Raw genomic sequence first — 16526 nt, 5'->3', positions numbered from 1 at the left:
CGGACACGGTGAACCCGTGCTTCCGCCGTGCGTGTAGGTTCTGCTGCCATGGTGAGATACGCGGATCCGGGCGCCGTGGAGTGGATCGAGTCGGGCGGCGGTCCCCTGATAGCCGTGCCGGAGGCCGTGCTGCCGTTCTGGGCGGGCGCCGACGGCGACGAGACGGCCTCGGACTACGACCGGGCCTGCGAGGTCGACGGTTTCGTCGGACTGCTGCCCGTGGGGGACAGCGCGGCCCTGGTGCTCGGTGACGAGCCCGCCTCCACCTCGTATCTGCCCGACCACGGCATCTTCGTACGGTGGTGCGCGGCCGATTCCGAGGAGGAACTCCTGGCCACGGTCCCCGGCGCGCTCACCACCGCGGAGTGGGGACCGGAGGTGCGCTGGCGGGTGCCCGGCCCGGTGGTGCTGTTCGACTCGGCCTGGCCGGGACGGGAGACCGAACGCACCGAGCATCTGCGCGTGGCCCTGGAGCCGGGACCGTACGCGGTCCGCGCCGCCCAGGTGCAGCCCGGCCCGGAGACCTGGCTGGGGCTCGTCCAACTCCGCCGGCTGCCACGCTGACCCCCACCGGCCGGTCACGGGCCGGCGTGAACAACGGGATGCGCCGGAGCCGGTCGCTCCCCATCATGAGCCGCCGTGCCCCGCATGCCCGACGACCCCGCCCGCCTCATCGCCTGGCCGGCGACGGACGAGGCGGGCTGGATCTCCGGTGAGGTCATCAACTCCGACGGTGGCTTCCGGCGTTGACCGCCGGGCGGACGGCTACAGCGCGGACAGTTCCTCCACCAAGTCGTCCAGGCCCAGGGAACCCTGGGACAGCGCCGCCATGTGCCACGCCTTGAGGTCGAAGGCGTCGCCGTGCCGCTCGCGCGCCCTCTCGCGGCCGAGCAGCCACGCGCGCTCGCCGAGCTTGTAGCCGATGGCCTGGCCCGGGATCGTCAGATACCGGGTCAGCTCGCTCTGCACGAAGTCCGCCGGGCGGCTGCTGTGCGCGCCGAAGAACTCCTGCGCAAGCTCCGGAGTCCACCGCTCGCCCGGGTGGAACGGGGAGTCGGCCGGGATCTCCAGCTCCAGGTGCATGCCGATGTCGACGATGACCCGGGCGGCGCGCATCATCTGCGCGTCCAGATAGCCGAGCCGGTGCTCCGGGTCGGTGAGGAAGCCGAGCTCGTCCATCAGCCGCTCCGCGTACAGCGCCCAGCCCTCGGCGTTCGCGCTGACCCCGCCGATGGTGGCCTGGTAGCGGGAGAGGTTCCCGGCGACGTACGTCCACTGCGCGAGCTGGAGGTGATGGCCCGGTACGCCCTCGTGGTACCAGGTCGAGACGAGGTCGTAGACCGGGAAGCGGGTCTGTCCCATCGTCGGCAGCCAGGTGCGGCCCGGACGCGAGAAGTCCTCCGAGGGAGCCGTGTAGTACGGCGCCGCCGCACCCCCGGGCGGGGCGATGCGGGACTCCACCTTGCGCACCGGCTCGGCGAGTTCGAAGTGCGTGCCGTCCAGCTTCTCGATCGCCTCGTCCATCAGGCCCTGGAGCCACTCGCGGACCTCGTCGACGCCCTCGATGTGCCGGCCGTGCTCGTCTAGATGGGCCAGCGCCACCCACGGCGTCGCGGCGCCCGGCAGGACCTTCTCGGCCTCCTTCCGCATCTCGCCGAGGAGGCGGTGGAACTCGGACCAGCCGTACGCGTACGCCTCGTCCAGGTCGAGGTCGGTGCCGTTGAAGTAGCGGACCCAGCGGGCGTACCGCTCGCGGCCCACCGTGTTCGGCGCGCCCTCGACGGCCGGCACGTACACCTCGCGCATCCAGTCCCGCAGCTCCACCACGGAGGCTGTCGCCGCGCGCGCGGCCTCGTCCAGCTCGGTGCGCAGCGCGTCGGGGCCGGCCGAGGCGAAGTCCTCGAACCAGCCGCGCCCCTCGCCGGTGTCCGCCCACTCGCCGAGCTGCTCGACGAAGGTGGCGGTCGGGCGCGGTGCCGCGTACAGCTTGCGCTCAAGACCGAGTTCGAGCGAGGCGCGGTAGCCCGCGTAGGCGGCCGGCACCGCACGCAGCCGCTGGGCGATCGCCGCCCAGTCCTCGTCGGTCTGGTTCGGGGTGACGGAGAAGATGCCGCGCACCGAGTGGGCGGGCGTGGCCATGTTGCCGACCGCGCGCAGACCCTCGTCGGCCTCGTGCACGGCGAGTTCCGCGGTCAGCCGCTCGCGCAGCAGGCGCCCGCACCGGCGCTCGATGTCGCTGTCCGCGCCGGGCCGGCGCTCGGCCTCGTCGAGCCGGGCCAGCGTGTCCCGCTGGAGCTGGGCGAGCGCCTCCTGGCCCGCGGGGGAGAGGTCCGGGAGCCGGCCCGAACTCTCCTGCACTCCGAGATACGTACCCGTGATCGGGTCGAGGGCGATGAGCTCGTCGACATACGCGTCGGCGACCTCACGTGGAAGCGGGCTGTTGGTCTGAGACATGCGGTCCATCCTCATACGGAGACCGCCGCCGCGTCAGCCCGGTTCGACCGGCTCCTGTCCGGGGTCAGCCTGATTTCGCTGAGGGCGTGCCTCTCGGCGCGCCGGGTGGCATGAGCGGCCCGCAGTCCCACTGCTGGAAGATCAGCCGCGTCTCCACCCGCGCCACCTCGCGGTGGGCGGTGAACTCGTCCAGCACCAGCCGCTGCAGATCAGCCATGTCCGCGACCGCGACATGGACGAGATAGTCGTCCGGCCCGGTGAGATGGAAGACGGTCCGCGACTCCGGCAGCGCCCGGATCCGCTCCACGAACGGCCCCACCAACTCCCGCCGATGCGGCCTGACCTGCACGGACAACAGCGCCTCCAGCCCCCGGCCGAGCTTCGCCGGATCCAGCCTGAGCTGATGGCCGAGGATCACCCCCGACCGGCGCAGCCGCGTCACGCGGTCCAGACACGTCGACGGCGCCACCCCGACCTGCGCGGCGAGGTCGCGATACGTGGTCCGGGCGTCGTTCTGCAGGAGCCGCAGCAGATGCAGATCGACCGGATCCAGTACGACAGATTCGGCCATTGGCCGAACGTAGCACGGGAATCGTCCACCTGTTCCCGTTCGCTGTTCACTCTTCCGGCCATGGACCCAGCGAGCAGGGAGGCGTACGAGCGCATGTCCGGGTACGACGACGCACGCACCGCACCGAGAGCATTCGCCACCGAGGCCGTGCACGCCGGCCGCGACGACCTGGCGCGGCAGGGCCTGCACGCCCCGCCGATCGACCTGTCGACCACCTACCCCTCGTACGACAGCCGCGGCGAGGCCGCCCGCATCGACGCGTTCGCCACGACCGGCGCCGAACCGGACGGCCCGCCCGTATACGGGCGCCTGGGCAACCCGACCGTCGCCCGCTTCGAAACCGCCCTGGCCCGCCTGGAGGGCACCGAGGCCGCCGTCGCTTTCGCCAGCGGCATGGCGGCACTGAGCGCGGTCCTCCTCGCCCGCGCCTCGATGGGCCTGCGCCACGTCGTCGCCGTACGTCCGCTGTACGGGTGCAGCGACCATCTGCTCACCGCCGGCCTGCTGGGCTCGGAGGTGACCTGGACCGACCCCGCCGGGATCGAGGAGGCGCTGCGCCCCGACACCGGCCTGGTGATGGTGGAGTCGCCGGCGAACCCGACCCTTGCCGAAGTCGACCTGCGGGCCGTGGCCCACGCCTGCGGTTCCGTCCCCCTGCTCGCGGACAACACCTTCGCCACGCCCGTGCTCCAGCGGCCCGCCGAGCAGGGCGCCCGGCTGGTGCTGCACAGCGCCACCAAGTACCTCGGCGGCCACGGCGACGTGATGGCCGGCGTGGTGGCCTGCGACGAGGAGTTCGCCGGGCAGCTGCGGCAGATACGGTTCGCCACGGGCGGCGTGCTGCATCCGCTGGCCGGCTATCTCCTGCTGCGGGGTCTGTCGACCCTTCCCGTGCGGGTCCGGGCCGCCTCGGCGACCGCTGCCGAGCTCGCCCGCCGCCTCGCCGCCGACCCGCGTGTGGCCCGCGTCCACTATCCGCGCATCGGCGGCGCCATGGTCGCCTTCGAGGTGCACGGCGACCCGCACGAGGTGATCGCCGGTGTCCGCCTGATCACCCCCGCCGTGAGCCTCGGCAGCGTCGACACCCTCATCCAGCACCCGGCCTCCATCAGCCACCGCATCGTGGACGCGGACGACCGGCGGGGTGCGGGAGTCAGCGACCGGCTGCTGCGGATGTCGGTGGGTCTTGAGGACGTCGAGGACCTGTGGGCAGATCTGGACCGGGCGCTGGAAAGCCCCGAAAGCGGCACGGGGCTGTATCGAGAGACGGCTTCGTGGCGCGGCGCGGGCACCCATGACCGACTGGCGGCGTCGCCGCGCGGTGAGAGCAACCACGACCGACTGGCACTTCCGCCGCAGGGCGAGAGCAACCACGACCGACTGGCGATTCCGCCGCAGGGCGAGAGCAACCACAACCGACAGGCGACTCCGCCGCGGGGCGAGAGCAACCACCCCGCACCCGCAGCCGTCGGCCGGTCATGACTTTCGTGGCTCTCAGGCGATCCCCAACTCACCCGCACGAGACAGCCGTTCCGCGACCGTCTCGTCCAGCCGGGCGGTGATCACCAGGGTCCCCTCCTCGATCTGGTAGTCGAGGGGGAGACCCAGCCCGCGCATCGCCGCGACCATCCCGGTGTTCGACGACTGCGTCACCGCGTACACGCTCGCGCAGCCCGCCTCGACCGCCATCCCCACCAGCCTGCGCAGCAACTCCGCGCCGATCCCGCACCGCTGCCACGTGTCCTCGACGAGCAGCGCGACCTCCGTCTCGTCACCGTCCCACAGCAGGTGGCCGAGCCCGACGATGCGCCCCGAGGCCGTCTGCACGGCCAGCGTCCGCCCGAACCGGGGACTCAGCAGGTGCCTCAGATACCGGTCCGCATCCCCGACCGGCCCGTGGTACCGCATCCCCAGCGTCCGTGCCGAGCACCGGCCGTGCATCTCCTTCGCGGCCTGGAGATCGCCGGGGTCGGCGCGGCGCACGGTGATGTCGCTGCCCATGGGCAGGGTCAGCACGTCCTGGCTGCGCGGCACCCGCGGGCCGAGCCGGGCGTCCAGCTCCACCAGCGCCCGGGCCCGCGCGAACTCGGTCGGCGTGAACGGCAGATACGGCCGCTCCACAGTGATCACTCCACCTTCAGGTGCTCGCAGCCGCATCACGGTCTCCTCCAGTGCCCCTTCCACTGGCACCGGTTCGGGGCCCCTGCTGCCCACGGCAGGCGTCGCGGGCAGCGAGCGGATGGTGCACCGGCCCAGCAACTGCCGCAGGGCCAGGGGAAGTTCCGCCGCGTCCAGGGCCGTCCGGGTGGCGAGGCCGAGCACCCGGGTGGGCGCGTCCACCAGGTCGTGGGCGTCGGCCCGCTCGAGCCAGGTGCCGTCACCCCCGGCCGCCGCGACCGCCCGGCTCAGGTCGGGCGCCGCGAGACCTCCGGGCGCCCGCAGCAGGAACTCGTCCACCGTGCCCGCGGCCAGCGGATGCGTCTGCAGGCTCAGGATGTCGACCCGCAGGTGGGCGAGCGCCGTGCACAGCGCGGCCAGGGACCCCGGTTCGTCCTTCACCGTCGTACGCATCCGCCACAGCGCGCTCTCCTCGGACGCCGGCGCGGTCGTCTCCCGCGCCTCGTCCGACGGCCCGACCGGCTCCTGCGAGCCCGGCCGGGCACCGGTATCACTCGTCGGCGGTGCGTGACCGTGGCGTCGTGTCCGCCCTGCGTGGAACCCCGCCGTGGCGACCAGCAGGCCCGCCGAGGCCAGCAGCAGCGCCACCGCGCCGGGACCCAGTCCGTACGGGTGCGCCACGGTCTCCGCGACCGCCACCGCCGTCAGGACCGCGGCGAGTTCGACGACGTTACGCCGCCAGTGGCGGACCGGGCGTCCGTGCCGCGCACGCGTCACATCAGATATGTCTCGACTCATGCACCCACTGTGAAGGAACGGTGTTGCGTGATCACGAACGCATTGTGACCGGGCGGTAAAGAGCCACTATGCCGTTTTTGTGGCTTATTCAACAGTGTGGGCTGGAACGACCCGGGCCGGAACCGGCCCACCCGTCAGGCGGCCACGCCGTCCACCAGCGCACAATGCAGCCGCCGGGCCTGCGCCACCAGCCGGGACGAGCCCCGCCGCTCAGCCGTCCCCGCCAGATGCGGCACCTCCTCGCGTGCCCCTGTTCGCTCGGCGCATTCCGCGGCGACGGCCAGCAGATCCGCGAGCCCCCGTGCCGGAGCGGCCGTCTCGCCGGTCGCGAGGTCCGCGAGCAGCACGGGCAGGGTGTGCCGCAGCACTCCCCACACCGTGGCGTTCGCCCCCGTGGCCGCCGCCGTCCGCGCCGACTCGACCAGCCGGGACGGCTTCACCGCGCCACGGCGTATCAACTGCCCCAGATCCGCGCCCAGTCGGTCCGCGTCGAGCTGCCCACGCGCCGCCAGCACCAGCAGGGCGTCCACGGCGGCGAGGCGGTCCTCCGGATACCGGGCGCCGAGCCCGTACGCCACGCACAGACGCACCGCCTCACCGGCCTCGCCGCCCGACTCCGCCAGCTGCGGCAGGACCGATCCCTGGCCCCGGGTGTCGTCGACGGCGACCGCCGCGAGGTCGCCCAGCATCCTGACGGCCACCAGTTCCCGCCGCTCGGGCAGCAGGGCGAGCCAGTGCGGGGTCATGCCCTCGCTCCAGTGGTAGCAGTGCCAGCGGTCCCGGAAGCCGGTCACGGGTCGGCCCAACTCGCCGAAGGCGGGCGGGAAGTCCTGCTGCAACTCGGCGATCTCGCCGGTTTCGACGAGTATGCGATCGGTCGAGATCCGCCGCCGGCAGGTCGGTGCCGTTGGGCTGTCTGCGGTCAGCCACCGGGCCAGGCGCTTCCCCTCCGCCGTGCCCAGCGCCGCCGCCCGCTCCGCAGCCGCCTCGGCCACCGCACGGTCGCCGCGCCGGACCCGCAGCAGCGCCTGAGCGAAGTCGGCCTCCGACACCCGAGCTCCCAGCCGCTCGTACTCGCCGAGACGTGCCACCAGTTCGTCCGGCTCCAGCAGTCCGGTGCCCCAGGTCGGCCGCGACAGCAGGAACGGCAGCGGCTCGGAACGGAGCCGGTACGCCACCTCCCGTATACGAGCCTCGAAGGCCCCGGCGAGCGCGCTGTGGCCGCAGCCGCCGGTCACGGTCTCGCGCCGCAGCGCGTCGTGGAGCGTGGCGGTGCGGACCCTTCCCCGCAGGGTCGCCAAGAGCAGTTCGAGGCCGTGCGCCGCACTGACCAGGCCGTGGTGCCAGCTGGATCCGTGGTGCCTGCTGAAGTAGTCGTCCACGTTGAACGCGTACCGCGGTTCCTGCTCGTCCCACCAGCGCTGGGCGACGACCGGCTCCAGGGCCTCCAGCAGCGTGTCCCGGTCGCGGTACGCGTGACGCACGAGACCGTCGACGGTCCGCTCGAACGCCGCGACGTCGCCGCCGGAGGCGAGCAGCGCCCCGACCTCCTCGGCGAGTTCCACCGCCGACTCGGGTGCGGGCGCCAGACGCACCGGCTCCGGGGCGGGCGGCAGGACCTCCTCGTACGGGACCGGCTCCGACGCCACGGAGGACACCCCGAGGCTCTGGGCCGCGCGCTTGCGAAGGGCCGGGATCAACTGGTCGGCCGCCGAGCCGAGCTCCTCGCGCACGTCGGAGCCGACGACCTTGCGGACATGCCGCTCCACCAGCTTCAGGGCCCGCTCCTGCACCTCCGAGTCCGCGTGCCCGAAGGCCTGGGCGGCGGCGGGCAGCAGCTCCTCGGCGGTCGACGCGTCCCGGGTGATCACCTTGCCCAGCAGGACCAGCTGGGCACGCACCAGCTTCTTCTCGGTGCGGAACAGGACCGCACCCGACATCTCGGCCAGCTGCCGCGCGGTCAGCTCCCCGTCCAGCGCCAGCGACGCGAGCACCGACTGCGCGTGCGCGGCCACCACGGACGCGCCGTCGGCGGCCAGGGCCAGCCAGTCGGCCGTGTGCTCCCGCTCCTCGTCCCGGCTGAGGCCGAACGCCCGGAGCATGCGCAGGAACACCCGGTGGTCGGCGACCGGGCCGCCCCGCAGCAGCCGAGCCATGCACGCGTCAACCGTGGCTTTGCGGTCCAGCACCCCTTGGGCGGTGAGCTGCGCGAGCGCCTCGGTCCAGCTGTTCGGACCCTCGTCGGGCGTCCAGGCGAGCCGGCCGCCGATGTCGTTCGTCTCGAAGAGCGCGGCCGTGAGCTGCGCGAGATGCGGGTCCTTGCGCAGCCGGTCCAGAACCGTGTCGCCCCGCTGCCAGACGTGCCCGATGTGGTCGACCCAACCGTGCACATAGGCCTCGGTCGTCGGCACCGGGCACCCGGAGAGCCGGACCAGACCCGCCATCAGCTCGTACGGCACCCGGGCCGTCGGCGGTCGCTCGGCGATCCGGTGCGCCACATCGCCGAGCCAGCCCGGGGACCGGTCGCCCAGGACGTCGATCAGCACGCCCGGCGACGCGGGCCACCAGCGCATGTCCGCGCCGGCCAGCCAGCCCGCCACCCCGGCGGCACCCGTCTGGCACGCGGCGCCCGCCGCATGCAGGGCGGGGTAGGCGCGGCGGGCCTGCGGCGTCCACTGGTCCGCCCGCAGCTCCTTGCGCAACGCCTTCAACTCGGGGAAGAACGCCCGCCGTTCGGCGTCGGTCATCCCGTCCAGCAGGCTCACCACCTCGGCCGTCCGCCCCGCCCGTACCGCGTCCATCAGTGAAGTCATCGCGCGTCCCCCTCGACCAGTGCCGTCTCCCGCTCCGCCGCGGCGAGCCCGCGCCGCACCATGCGCACCGCCAGCGCGTGCTTGCACGGCCCGCGCCCGCCCCGGTACTTCGCCCACCACAGGCAGCTGCAACTGAGCACCCCCGCCTCGTCCCGCACCCGGTGCACATGCCCGTCCTCGGCCGTCACCGTCCCGACCGCGCCGTCCAGCGCGACCGCGCCGGACGCCACCAGGGCCCGCGCCGAGCGCAGCCGGGGGTTGTGGCGCTCCACGCGCTCGGCGTCGTACGGCAGTTCCCGGTGGAAGTAGGCCGCTTCCGCCGTGTCGTACCCGACCCGCCCCGAGGTGCCCAGGCGGATCAGGGCCGCGCGGACGCGCTCGGGCGGGAGGCCCGACGCCGCGGCCAGGTCGGCGACGTCGACGCGGGGCTCCCAGGCCAGGAGCACCGCGATCAGCTCCGCGTCCTCGGCGGCCTCGTCCGTGGCGAGCGCGTCGAGGACGCCGCCCTCGCCGGAGAAGCCCCGCGAGGCGTCCGGGGACAGCGTCAGCGTCAGCCGCATGCCCGGCAGGACCACCTCCCAGGCGCTCGCCATGGCGGCCGCACCGCCCGTGACCGACGGCCCGTACACCCGCAGCGCCGTGGCATGGCGCAGCACCCGCTGGAGCGCGATCAGCCGCTCCGGGCCGGGCAGGCACACCGCGCCGGGCACCGCGCGCGTGGTCGGCCGCAGCCCCTGCCCCGAGGGCACCACCCAGCGGGGACCGGCCGAGGCGCCCCGCGCCCCGCCGCGCGGCAGCGCCCGCAGGAACCGCACCGCCTCGGCGGCCGACAGCTCGGCCCGCAGGTCGAAGCCCGCCGCAATCACCTGCGCCTCCGCGAACCCCCGCAGCCAGCGGTCCGGGAGCGGCACCTTCTTCTCCACCACCGGGCCGTCCAGCGTGGTCACGGCCAGCTCCTCGGGGCCGACCCGCAGATGGAGCGGATCGTCCGAGCCGATCCTGGACAGGGCCTCGCGCAGCGGGTTGTTGACGTCCACGTTGGTCGTGCCGTGCCCCACCTCGCCGCCGTCCAGGCCCGGCTCCAGCACGTCCAGCCGGGCGTAGACCCCGCAGCAGCCCGAGAAGGACTCGAAGCGCAGCCGGTCGCCGTTGCCCGTCACCACCGGGTCCAGCGAGGCGCGCAGCTGGCGCTGGTAGTACCGCGCGGCCGCCACGTCGGCCACCGCGAGCAGCGCGGCCGACGCCACCTGAGGAGCTGTCAGAAAGCCCGCGAAGAACTGCGGATGGTCGCGCACCCCGGAGGGTGTCGCACCCCTGGAGGTCTCCAGTCCCAGCTGTCGTCCACCCGCCGCGGACTCCAGCACGGAGGGTCGTCGATAGGCCACGGCCTGCACAGATCGCGTCATGGAAAAACCGTAGAGGTGACCACTGACAATCGGCTCTGACCTGCGAAAAGGCCGTGCGGCCAGAGGAGTTGGAGGCTGCCCCGCCGAACGTGCGAGTGCCGCGCACCAGGGGATGACTCAGGTGCGCGGCACCGCCACGAGCGTACGGGACCTACTGGCCGACGCGCCCCGGCTGGAGCACCTGCGTGAACAGCACCGTGCCGTCCTGCTCGCGCAGCCGTACCGTCAGCTCACCGCTGTGGCCGTCGATGTCGACCTCGCCGAAGAACTGGTAGCCGCCGGCGGGCGAGACGTTCGCGGTGGTCGGCGCCTTCACGAACACCCGCTCGGGGCCGAAGGTGTTGTCGAGGGCGTTGGCCGGGAACGCACCCGCGTTGAGCGGGCCCGACACGAACTCCCAGAACGGCTCGAAGTCGGTGAAGGCCGCCCGCGAGGGCTGGTAGTGCTGGGCGGACGTGTGGTGCACGTCGGCGGTCAGCCAGACCGTGCCGGTGATCCGCCGGTGCTTGATGAACCGCAGCAGCTCGGCGATCTGGAGCTCACGGCCGAGCGGGACGCCCGGGTCGCCCTGGGCGACGGCCTCGATGTTCGGCTTGCCGTCGCCGGTGTCCGGAACGACCAGGCCGAGCGGCATGTCGGAGGCGATCACCTTCCACACCGCGCGAGAGCGGGCCAGCTCGCCCTTGAGCCATTGCAGCTGCTCTTCGCCGAGGATGCCCTGGGCGTCGGTGCTCTGGTCGTCCGTGGAGTTGGCGTTGCGGTACGTGCGCATGTCCAGCACGAACACGTCCAGGAGCGGGCCGTGGCGGACCGTGCGGTAGACCCGGCCGTCGGGGCGGCGCAGCGTCGAGATGGGGAAGTACTCCGAGAACGCCTGGCGGGCGCGTGCGGCCAGCACGTCGACCCTCTTCTCGGTGTAGCGGGTGTCGCCGAGGATCTCGCCGGGGTACCAGTTGTTGGTGACCTCGTGGTCGTCCCACTGGATGATGGACGGCACCTGGGCGTTGAACCGCTTGAGGTTGTCGTCGAGCAGGTTGTAGCGGAAGTTGCCGCGGAACTCGGCCAGGGTCTCGGCGACCTTGGACTTCTCCTGCGTGGTGATGTTCCGCCAGGTGCTGCCGTCGGGCAGGGCGACGGAGGAGGCGATCGGCCCGTCGGCGTAGATGTTGTCGCCGCTGCACAGGAAGAAGTCCGGGTCCAGCGCGCTCATCGCGTTGTAGATGGTGTAGCCGCCGAAGTCGGGGTTGATGCCCCAGCCCTGCCCGGCCAGGTCGCCGGACCAGACGAACCGGATGCCGTCGCGCCGCCGCGCGGAGGCGGTACGGAAGGTGCCGGCGACGGGCTCGCCGGTGCGGCGCGGGTCGTCCGGGTCCGCGAGCAGCACGCGGTAGTGGATCTGCTCGCCGGACGGCAGGCCGCTAAGCCGGGTCGTGCCGGTGAAGTCCGTGCCGGCGCCGAGCAGCGGACCGTGCCATCTGCGCGCGTTGCGGAACGACTCGGTGGCGGACGTCTCGACGATCATCCGGGCCGGACGGTCGGAGCGCACCCACACCAGACCCGAGTTGCAGGTCACATCGCCCGTCTGCACGCCCCAGCCCGCCTTGGGGCGGCCCGACAGGGCGAACGCCGGTGCCGAGCCGAGCGCCGTGGGCAGGGTCAGGGCCGCCGACGCGGCGAGCGAGCCGCGCAGCACGCTGCGGCGGCCCGGGAACGGACGGTGTGACATGGGAGGCCTCCAGAGGCGGTATCCGGCCATTGCTCAGTGCCACAACTACTGGTGCGCCGCAGCGCACGCGCAAACCGCAAGTGAACAACTGACCGCGTCCGCAAGGGAAGAGAAACGTCACACGCGGATGTGTGCCTCCAGTCACCTCCCCGTCGGAGAAGCGCCTGCTCAGCGGCCCGGTCAGGGCCCACCTGTGGCTGCGGCGCGGGCCATCAGCCGTACGCCGTCCCGGATCCGCGTGGGCGACACGTGCGCGTACCCGAGGACCAGCCGCACGTCCGGCCGCCCGCCGCCCCCGGCACGCGCGTGCGCGTAGTCCGACACCGGGCGCACCGCCACCCCGGCCGCGCCCACGCGCGCGAGGAACCGTTCCTCGGGGCCGTACCGCTCCGGCAGCGTGGCGATGACATGCAGCCCCGCCGCGATCCCGGTCACCTCGGCGCCCGGAAAGTGCTCCTCCAGGGCGGCGACGAGGGTGTCCCGGCGCTCCCGGTACGCGCGCTGGCAGCGCCGCAGCTGGCGGTCGTAGTCGCCGCGCTCCACGAACCGGGCGAACAGCGCCTGATCGAGCGTGGGATGACCGAGGTCCATGGTCCGCTTGCGCTCGACGACGTCCTCGGCCAGCGCCTCCGGCACGAGCAGCCAGCCCAGCCGCAGCCCCGGGGCGAGGGACTTGCTGACCGACCCCGCGTAGGCGACGCGCTCCGGGTCGAGCCCCTGGAGCGCACCTACGGGGGCACGGTCGTAGCGGAAGTCGCCGTCGTAGTCGTCCTCAAGCACGTATCCGTCGACCGCACGCGCCCAGTCGAGCAGTTCGGTACGGCGACCGGCCGAGTAGGCGATGCCGGTGGGGAACTGGTGCGCCGGCGTCGTGACCACGGACCGCAGTCCCGACTCCCGCAGCGGGCCGATCGCGAGCCCCTCCGCGTCCATGGGCAGCGGCACGGTCGTCACGCCCGCCGCCGCGTACAGGGCGTCGTGCTGCGGGCTTCCCGGGTTCTCCACGCCGACTTCGCGTATCCCGCGCGCGTCCAGCACGAAGCCCAGCACCGTCGTCGCCTGCGACACCCCGGAGACGACCAGGAGGCGCTCGGGGTCCGCCACCACGCCCCGGCGGCGCGCGAGCAGTTCCGCGAGCGCCGTACGCAGCCGGGGCAGACCGCGCGGGTCGGGATAGCCGAGCTCGTGGTGGGGCAGTTCGGCCAGCACCCCACGCTGAGCGGCCGCCCACGCGGCACGCGGGAACAGCGACACGTCCGGCGACCCCGGCACGAAGTCGGCGCGCGCGCCCGCGGAGCGCGGGGCGAGGTCACGCGCGCGTGGCCGGGCCGACCGCACGGCGTCGCCCACCCACGTCCCGGCACCCCGGCCGCTGCGCAGATACCCCTCCGCCGTCAACTGCTCGTACGCCTCGGTGATCAGCCCCCGCGACACCCCGAGGTCGGCGGCCAGATCCCGGCTCGACGGCAGCCGCGTCCCCGGCAGCAGCCGCCCCGACCGCACCGCCTCCCGCAGCGCCGCCTGCAGCGAACGCCCACGCGCGCGTGCGGGCGCCGAGGCGGCCGGGAGAAGCAGCTCCCAGGCAGGGGACCCGGCGCCCAGGTCCGGATTGGTCCGCGATGACGTCATGGAAGTGGACCTTAATCCGGACCGCATCCGTTCCTAACGTCGCTGCCATGAATGCCACCACCACGCGCGGTGCCCTGCTCGCCGCGCTCGCCTGCGTCCTCGTCGGAGGCTCCTTCACCGCCAACAGCCTGCTCGGTGACTACCCGTACGCGGGCGGCCAGTTCCTCCGCTACGCGCTGGCGTGCCTGCTTCTCCTGCCGCTCGTCGGGCCGGGTGCCGCGGACCGGATCCGGGCGCTGACACCCCGCCAGTGGTCCCGCCTCGCACTGCTCGCGGCCGTCGGCATGGTCGGCTTCAACCTCGCCGTGATCGCCGCCGAGCGCACCGCCGAACCGGCCGTACCCGGCGTCTTCGTGGGCTGCGCGCCCTTGCTGGTGGCTGTTCTCGTCCCTCTCCTGGAGCGGCGCAGGCCCGGTCGCGCGGTCCTGAGCGGCGCCTGGCTCGTCGTGGCCGGCGCCTGCGCGGTCCAGGGCTGGGGGCGCACGGACGGCCCCGGCATCGCCTTCTCGGCGTGCGCGCTGGTCGGCGAGGTGGGGTTCGCCGTGCTCGCCGTGCCCGTGCTGCGGCCCCTCGGCCCCCGTCTGCTGTCCGCCACCGTGTGCGGCGTCGCGGCCGTCGAGTCCGCGGTGGCCGGGGTGGTGCTCGACGGCGGCGCCTGGCTGCGCCGGCCGGACGCCGTCGAGGTCGCCGCGCTGCTGTGGCAGGCGGTGATCGTCACCGTCGTCGGGTTCGTGTGCTGGTACATGGGCATGCAGCGGCTCGGCGCCGAGCGCGCCACGCTGTTCTCCGGGCTCATCCCCGTCGCCGCCGCCTGCACCGCGCCACTCGTCGCAGCCGGCTCCTACGGCGTCCCGCAGGCCGTCGGCAGCGCGCTGGTCGGCGCGGGCGTCGTCCTGGGATGCCGTGCCCGCCCGGCGTCCCCGCAGCCGGGGGCCACCTCGGCACCATCGCCCGGCACGACCTCGACCCTGACGACCGCACCGGCCTCGCCGCCCTGACCCACGACCCGCCCGTCCTGAAGGTCGCCCCGAAGCTCTGGGGCGCGACTGGGTGGCCCGCTCAGCGGCTGCCGTCGAGCAACACCCGTGCGACCAGCGCCGGATCGTCGCTCATCGGGACGTGACCGCAGCCGGGCAGCCGCACCAGCCGGGCGCGGGGGATGATCCGCTTCGCGCGGATCCCCTGCCGGGGCACCAGGAGCCGGTCCTTGCTGCCCCACGCCACCGTGACCGGAATCCCGGACACGTCATCGGAGAACTGCACCTCCCTGCCCGACCGCAGGGTCTCGAAGAAGCCTCCCGCGCGAGCCAGCCCGACCGTCTCGGCGACCACCGACTCGGGCGAACGGCGCCCAGGGTGGGCGTAGATGGTGCTGGTCAGGGCGGCACGGCCGGCCGCCGAGCGGGACAGCCACTCGACGAGGGGCACCGGCATGCGCTCGGCGGTGCGCCGCATCCCCGTGAGGACGGTGAAGGCGTACTGCCGCTCCAACTGCGACCAGAAACCGGCCGGGGACAGGGCCGTCACGGATCGCGCGAGCTTGGCCCGGCCGAGGTCGAGGGCGAGCAGTCCGCCCAGCGAGTTGCCCGCCACATGCGGCCGTTCCAGCTCCAGGGCCTCGCACAGGGCCGCCAGCACCTGCGTCATCGTCGGGACGTCGTGCGCCATCCCGTGCGGCAGCGTCGGGGACTCACCGCATCCGGGCAGATCCACGGCGATCACGTCACGCTCGCCCGCGAGGACGGGGATCACCGGGTCCCACACCTGGCGGTGGTGACCGATCCCGTGCAGCAGGAGCAGCGGTTCGCCGGTGCCCACGCGCGCGTAGGCGAGGGTCATGCTCTGCGGGCCGTTCGAGGTGGGGACTTCGAAGGAGACGGTGGCGGACATGCTGCTCCTCGCCGAGGCTCAGGGGCCGACTGTGGGTAGACAGCCTGTCAGCAATTGCTACCGGCGGGTAGACCCCGGGCGGGGTCCGCCCCCGTGGCACCGATACCGCCTGGACAGGGCCGCACGGGTGGGCTGGGATGGTTCGGTGACCACCGACATCGCGACCGACGTCTTCGAAGAGCACCGCCCCGTCCTGCTGGGGGTCGCCTACCGCATGCTCGGGCGGGTGGCCGACGCCGAGGACGTGGTGCAGGAGGCGTGGCTGCGCTGGTCGGGCGCGGACCGGTCCGAGGTGCGCGAGCCGCGCGCCTATCTGGTGCGCGTCACCACGCGCCTCGCGATCGACCGGCTGCGCCAGGTCAAGGCGAGGGGCGAGACCTACGTCGGCCCCTGGCTGCCGGAGCCGTACGTCACCGACTTCGGGGACACCGTCCAGGACACCGCGGAGCGCGCCGTCCTGGCCGACTCCGTCTCCCTAGCCCTCCTGGTCGTCCTGGAGTCGCTGTCGCCCCTGGAGCGGGCGGTGTTCGTCCTCAGGGAGGCGTTCGGCTACCCGTACGGCGAGATCGCCGTCATGTTCGACCGCGGCGAGGCGGCGGTACGGCAACTGGCCGGACGCGCCCGCAAGCACGTCGACGAGCGGCGGCCGCGCTACGAGGTCGACCCGGCCCAGCGCCGTGACCTCACCGAGCGGTTCCTCGCCGCGGCGGCGGAGGGCGACCTGGAGGGGCTCATGTCCCTGCTGGCCCCGGACGTGCAGCTGGTCGGCGACAGCGGGGGCAAGGCGAAGGCGCCGCTGCGGGTCCTGGAGACGGCCGACCACGTGGGCCGCTTCATCGTGGGCGTCGTACGCAAGGGTGTCGAGGGCCTGTCCTGGCGGTTCGTGGAGATCAACGGCGGCGTCGCGGTGCTGGCCCTGTCGGGCGACAAGCCCGACTCCGTCTTCCAGCTGGAGGTGCGCGACGGGCGCGTCCAGGCCGTCCACATCATCCGCAACCCCGACAAGCTGCGGTCCCTGACCACCGCCTAGGTGTATTGATCACGAGCGTTGTTGACAGTCGTCGGGCTTGATCATGGCGAAGACCTCGGGTGTGGTGGAGCTGTCTAGGACTGCACCGCAC

12 protein-coding genes and 1 pseudogene are annotated in these 16526 nt (G+C 73.3%); 5 read left to right on the top strand and 8 right to left on the bottom strand.

Features of this window, described 5'->3' with window-relative positions:
- The first annotated feature begins 48 nt into the window (after positions 1-48).
- Together ACIRD7_RS38480 and ACIRD7_RS38475 are read left to right on the top strand one after the other, a co-directional pair.
- Positions 49-564, top strand: coding sequence for an immunity 21 family protein (locus tag ACIRD7_RS38480; protein WP_403460634.1), 516 nt, complete (start codon positions 49-51; stop codon positions 562-564).
- An 84-nt stretch (positions 565-648) separates the two neighbouring features.
- Positions 649-750, top strand: a pseudogene (locus tag ACIRD7_RS38475) (3-ketoacyl-ACP reductase); the annotation flags it as partial.
- Between the two features lie 15 nt (positions 751-765).
- Here the strand turns inward: ACIRD7_RS38475 and ACIRD7_RS38470 are convergent.
- Together ACIRD7_RS38470 and ACIRD7_RS38465 are read right to left on the bottom strand one after the other, a co-directional pair.
- The gene (locus ACIRD7_RS38470) at positions 766-2454 is read right to left on the bottom strand and encodes a DUF885 domain-containing protein (RefSeq protein ID WP_403460633.1); all 1689 of its coding nucleotides are present in this window, start codon (positions 2452-2454) and stop codon (positions 766-768) included.
- A gap of 64 nt (positions 2455-2518) precedes the next feature.
- Positions 2519-3025 (bottom strand): Lrp/AsnC family transcriptional regulator, encoded by a 507-nt coding sequence (locus ACIRD7_RS38465; protein ID WP_403460631.1) that lies wholly within the window; start codon positions 3023-3025, stop codon positions 2519-2521.
- A 60-nt stretch (positions 3026-3085) separates the two neighbouring features.
- Between ACIRD7_RS38465 and ACIRD7_RS38460 the strand changes: the two genes are divergently transcribed.
- Positions 3086-4507 (top strand): trans-sulfuration enzyme family protein, encoded by a 1422-nt coding sequence (locus ACIRD7_RS38460; RefSeq protein WP_403460629.1) that lies wholly within the window; start codon positions 3086-3088, stop codon positions 4505-4507.
- A 12-nt stretch (positions 4508-4519) separates the two neighbouring features.
- On the opposite strand, the gene ACIRD7_RS38455 is transcribed toward ACIRD7_RS38460, so the two are convergent.
- The 5 genes from ACIRD7_RS38455 to ACIRD7_RS38435 form a co-directional block, all read right to left on the bottom strand.
- Positions 4520-5941 carry a GNAT family N-acetyltransferase gene (locus ACIRD7_RS38455; protein ID WP_403460628.1) on the bottom strand — a complete coding sequence of 474 codons (1422 nt, stop codon included), beginning with the start codon at positions 5939-5941 and terminating at the stop codon, positions 4520-4522.
- Positions 5942-6075: 134 nt separating this feature from the next.
- Positions 6076-8754, bottom strand: coding sequence for a DUF6493 family protein (locus tag ACIRD7_RS38450; protein WP_403460627.1), 2679 nt, complete (start codon positions 8752-8754; stop codon positions 6076-6078).
- The gene (locus ACIRD7_RS38445; RefSeq protein ID WP_403460625.1) at positions 8751-10160 is read right to left on the bottom strand and encodes an SWIM zinc finger family protein; all 1410 of its coding nucleotides are present in this window, start codon (positions 10158-10160) and stop codon (positions 8751-8753) included. The genes ACIRD7_RS38450 and ACIRD7_RS38445 overlap by 4 nt, the downstream gene beginning before the upstream one ends.
- Before the next feature lie 151 nt (positions 10161-10311).
- Positions 10312-11886 (bottom strand): alkaline phosphatase D family protein, encoded by a 1575-nt coding sequence (locus ACIRD7_RS38440; RefSeq protein WP_403460624.1) that lies wholly within the window; start codon positions 11884-11886, stop codon positions 10312-10314.
- Between the two features lie 180 nt (positions 11887-12066).
- Positions 12067-13515 carry a PLP-dependent aminotransferase family protein gene (locus tag ACIRD7_RS38435; protein WP_403460623.1) on the bottom strand — a complete coding sequence of 483 codons (1449 nt, stop codon included), beginning with the start codon at positions 13513-13515 and terminating at the stop codon, positions 12067-12069.
- 47 nt (positions 13516-13562) lie between these two features.
- Between ACIRD7_RS38435 and ACIRD7_RS38430 the strand changes: the two genes are divergently transcribed.
- The gene (locus tag ACIRD7_RS38430) at positions 13563-14513 is read left to right on the top strand and encodes a DMT family transporter (protein ID WP_403460622.1); all 951 of its coding nucleotides are present in this window, start codon (positions 13563-13565) and stop codon (positions 14511-14513) included.
- A gap of 61 nt (positions 14514-14574) precedes the next feature.
- On the opposite strand, the gene ACIRD7_RS38425 is transcribed toward ACIRD7_RS38430, so the two are convergent.
- Positions 14575-15405: an alpha/beta fold hydrolase gene (locus tag ACIRD7_RS38425; protein ID WP_403460620.1), complete on the bottom strand. Its 831-nt coding sequence runs from the start codon at positions 15403-15405 to the stop codon at positions 14575-14577.
- 145 nt (positions 15406-15550) lie between these two features.
- On the opposite strand from ACIRD7_RS38425, the gene ACIRD7_RS38420 reads away from it, so the two are divergent.
- Positions 15551-16435 carry an RNA polymerase sigma-70 factor gene (locus ACIRD7_RS38420; RefSeq protein WP_403460619.1) on the top strand — a complete coding sequence of 295 codons (885 nt, stop codon included), beginning with the start codon at positions 15551-15553 and terminating at the stop codon, positions 16433-16435.
- Positions 16436-16526: the final 91 nt, after the last annotated feature.

The sequence above is a fragment of the Streptomyces sp. NPDC093568 genome (assembly GCF_044764945.1).
Classification (GTDB): Bacteria; Actinomycetota; Actinomycetes; order Streptomycetales; family Streptomycetaceae; genus Streptomyces.
This window is presented reverse-complemented; position numbering and strand designations above follow the sequence as displayed.

Bases quoted from the DNA above. Each gene is read 5' to 3' on its own strand.
- ACIRD7_RS38435 (WP_403460623.1), bottom strand. From the start codon at position 13,515: ATGACGTCATCGCGGACCAATCCGGACCTGGGCGCCGGGTCCCCTGCC.
- ACIRD7_RS38425 (WP_403460620.1), bottom strand. From the start codon at position 15,405: ATGTCCGCCACCGTCTCCTTCGAAGTCCCCACCTCGAACGGCCCGCAG.
- ACIRD7_RS38465 (WP_403460631.1), bottom strand. From the start codon at position 3,025: ATGGCCGAATCTGTCGTACTGGATCCGGTCGATCTGCATCTGCTGCGG.
- ACIRD7_RS38480 (WP_403460634.1), top strand. From the start codon at position 49: ATGGTGAGATACGCGGATCCGGGCGCCGTGGAGTGGATCGAGTCGGGC.
- ACIRD7_RS38430 (WP_403460622.1), top strand. From the start codon at position 13,563: ATGAATGCCACCACCACGCGCGGTGCCCTGCTCGCCGCGCTCGCCTGC.
- ACIRD7_RS38440 (WP_403460624.1), bottom strand. From the start codon at position 11,886: ATGTCACACCGTCCGTTCCCGGGCCGCCGCAGCGTGCTGCGCGGCTCG.
- ACIRD7_RS38470 (WP_403460633.1), bottom strand. From the start codon at position 2,454: ATGTCTCAGACCAACAGCCCGCTTCCACGTGAGGTCGCCGACGCGTAT.
- ACIRD7_RS38445 (WP_403460625.1), bottom strand. From the start codon at position 10,160: ATGACGCGATCTGTGCAGGCCGTGGCCTATCGACGACCCTCCGTGCTG.
- ACIRD7_RS38455 (WP_403460628.1), bottom strand. From the start codon at position 5,941: ATGAGTCGAGACATATCTGATGTGACGCGTGCGCGGCACGGACGCCCG.
- ACIRD7_RS38460 (WP_403460629.1), top strand. From the start codon at position 3,086: ATGGACCCAGCGAGCAGGGAGGCGTACGAGCGCATGTCCGGGTACGAC.
- ACIRD7_RS38450 (WP_403460627.1), bottom strand. From the start codon at position 8,754: ATGACTTCACTGATGGACGCGGTACGGGCGGGGCGGACGGCCGAGGTG.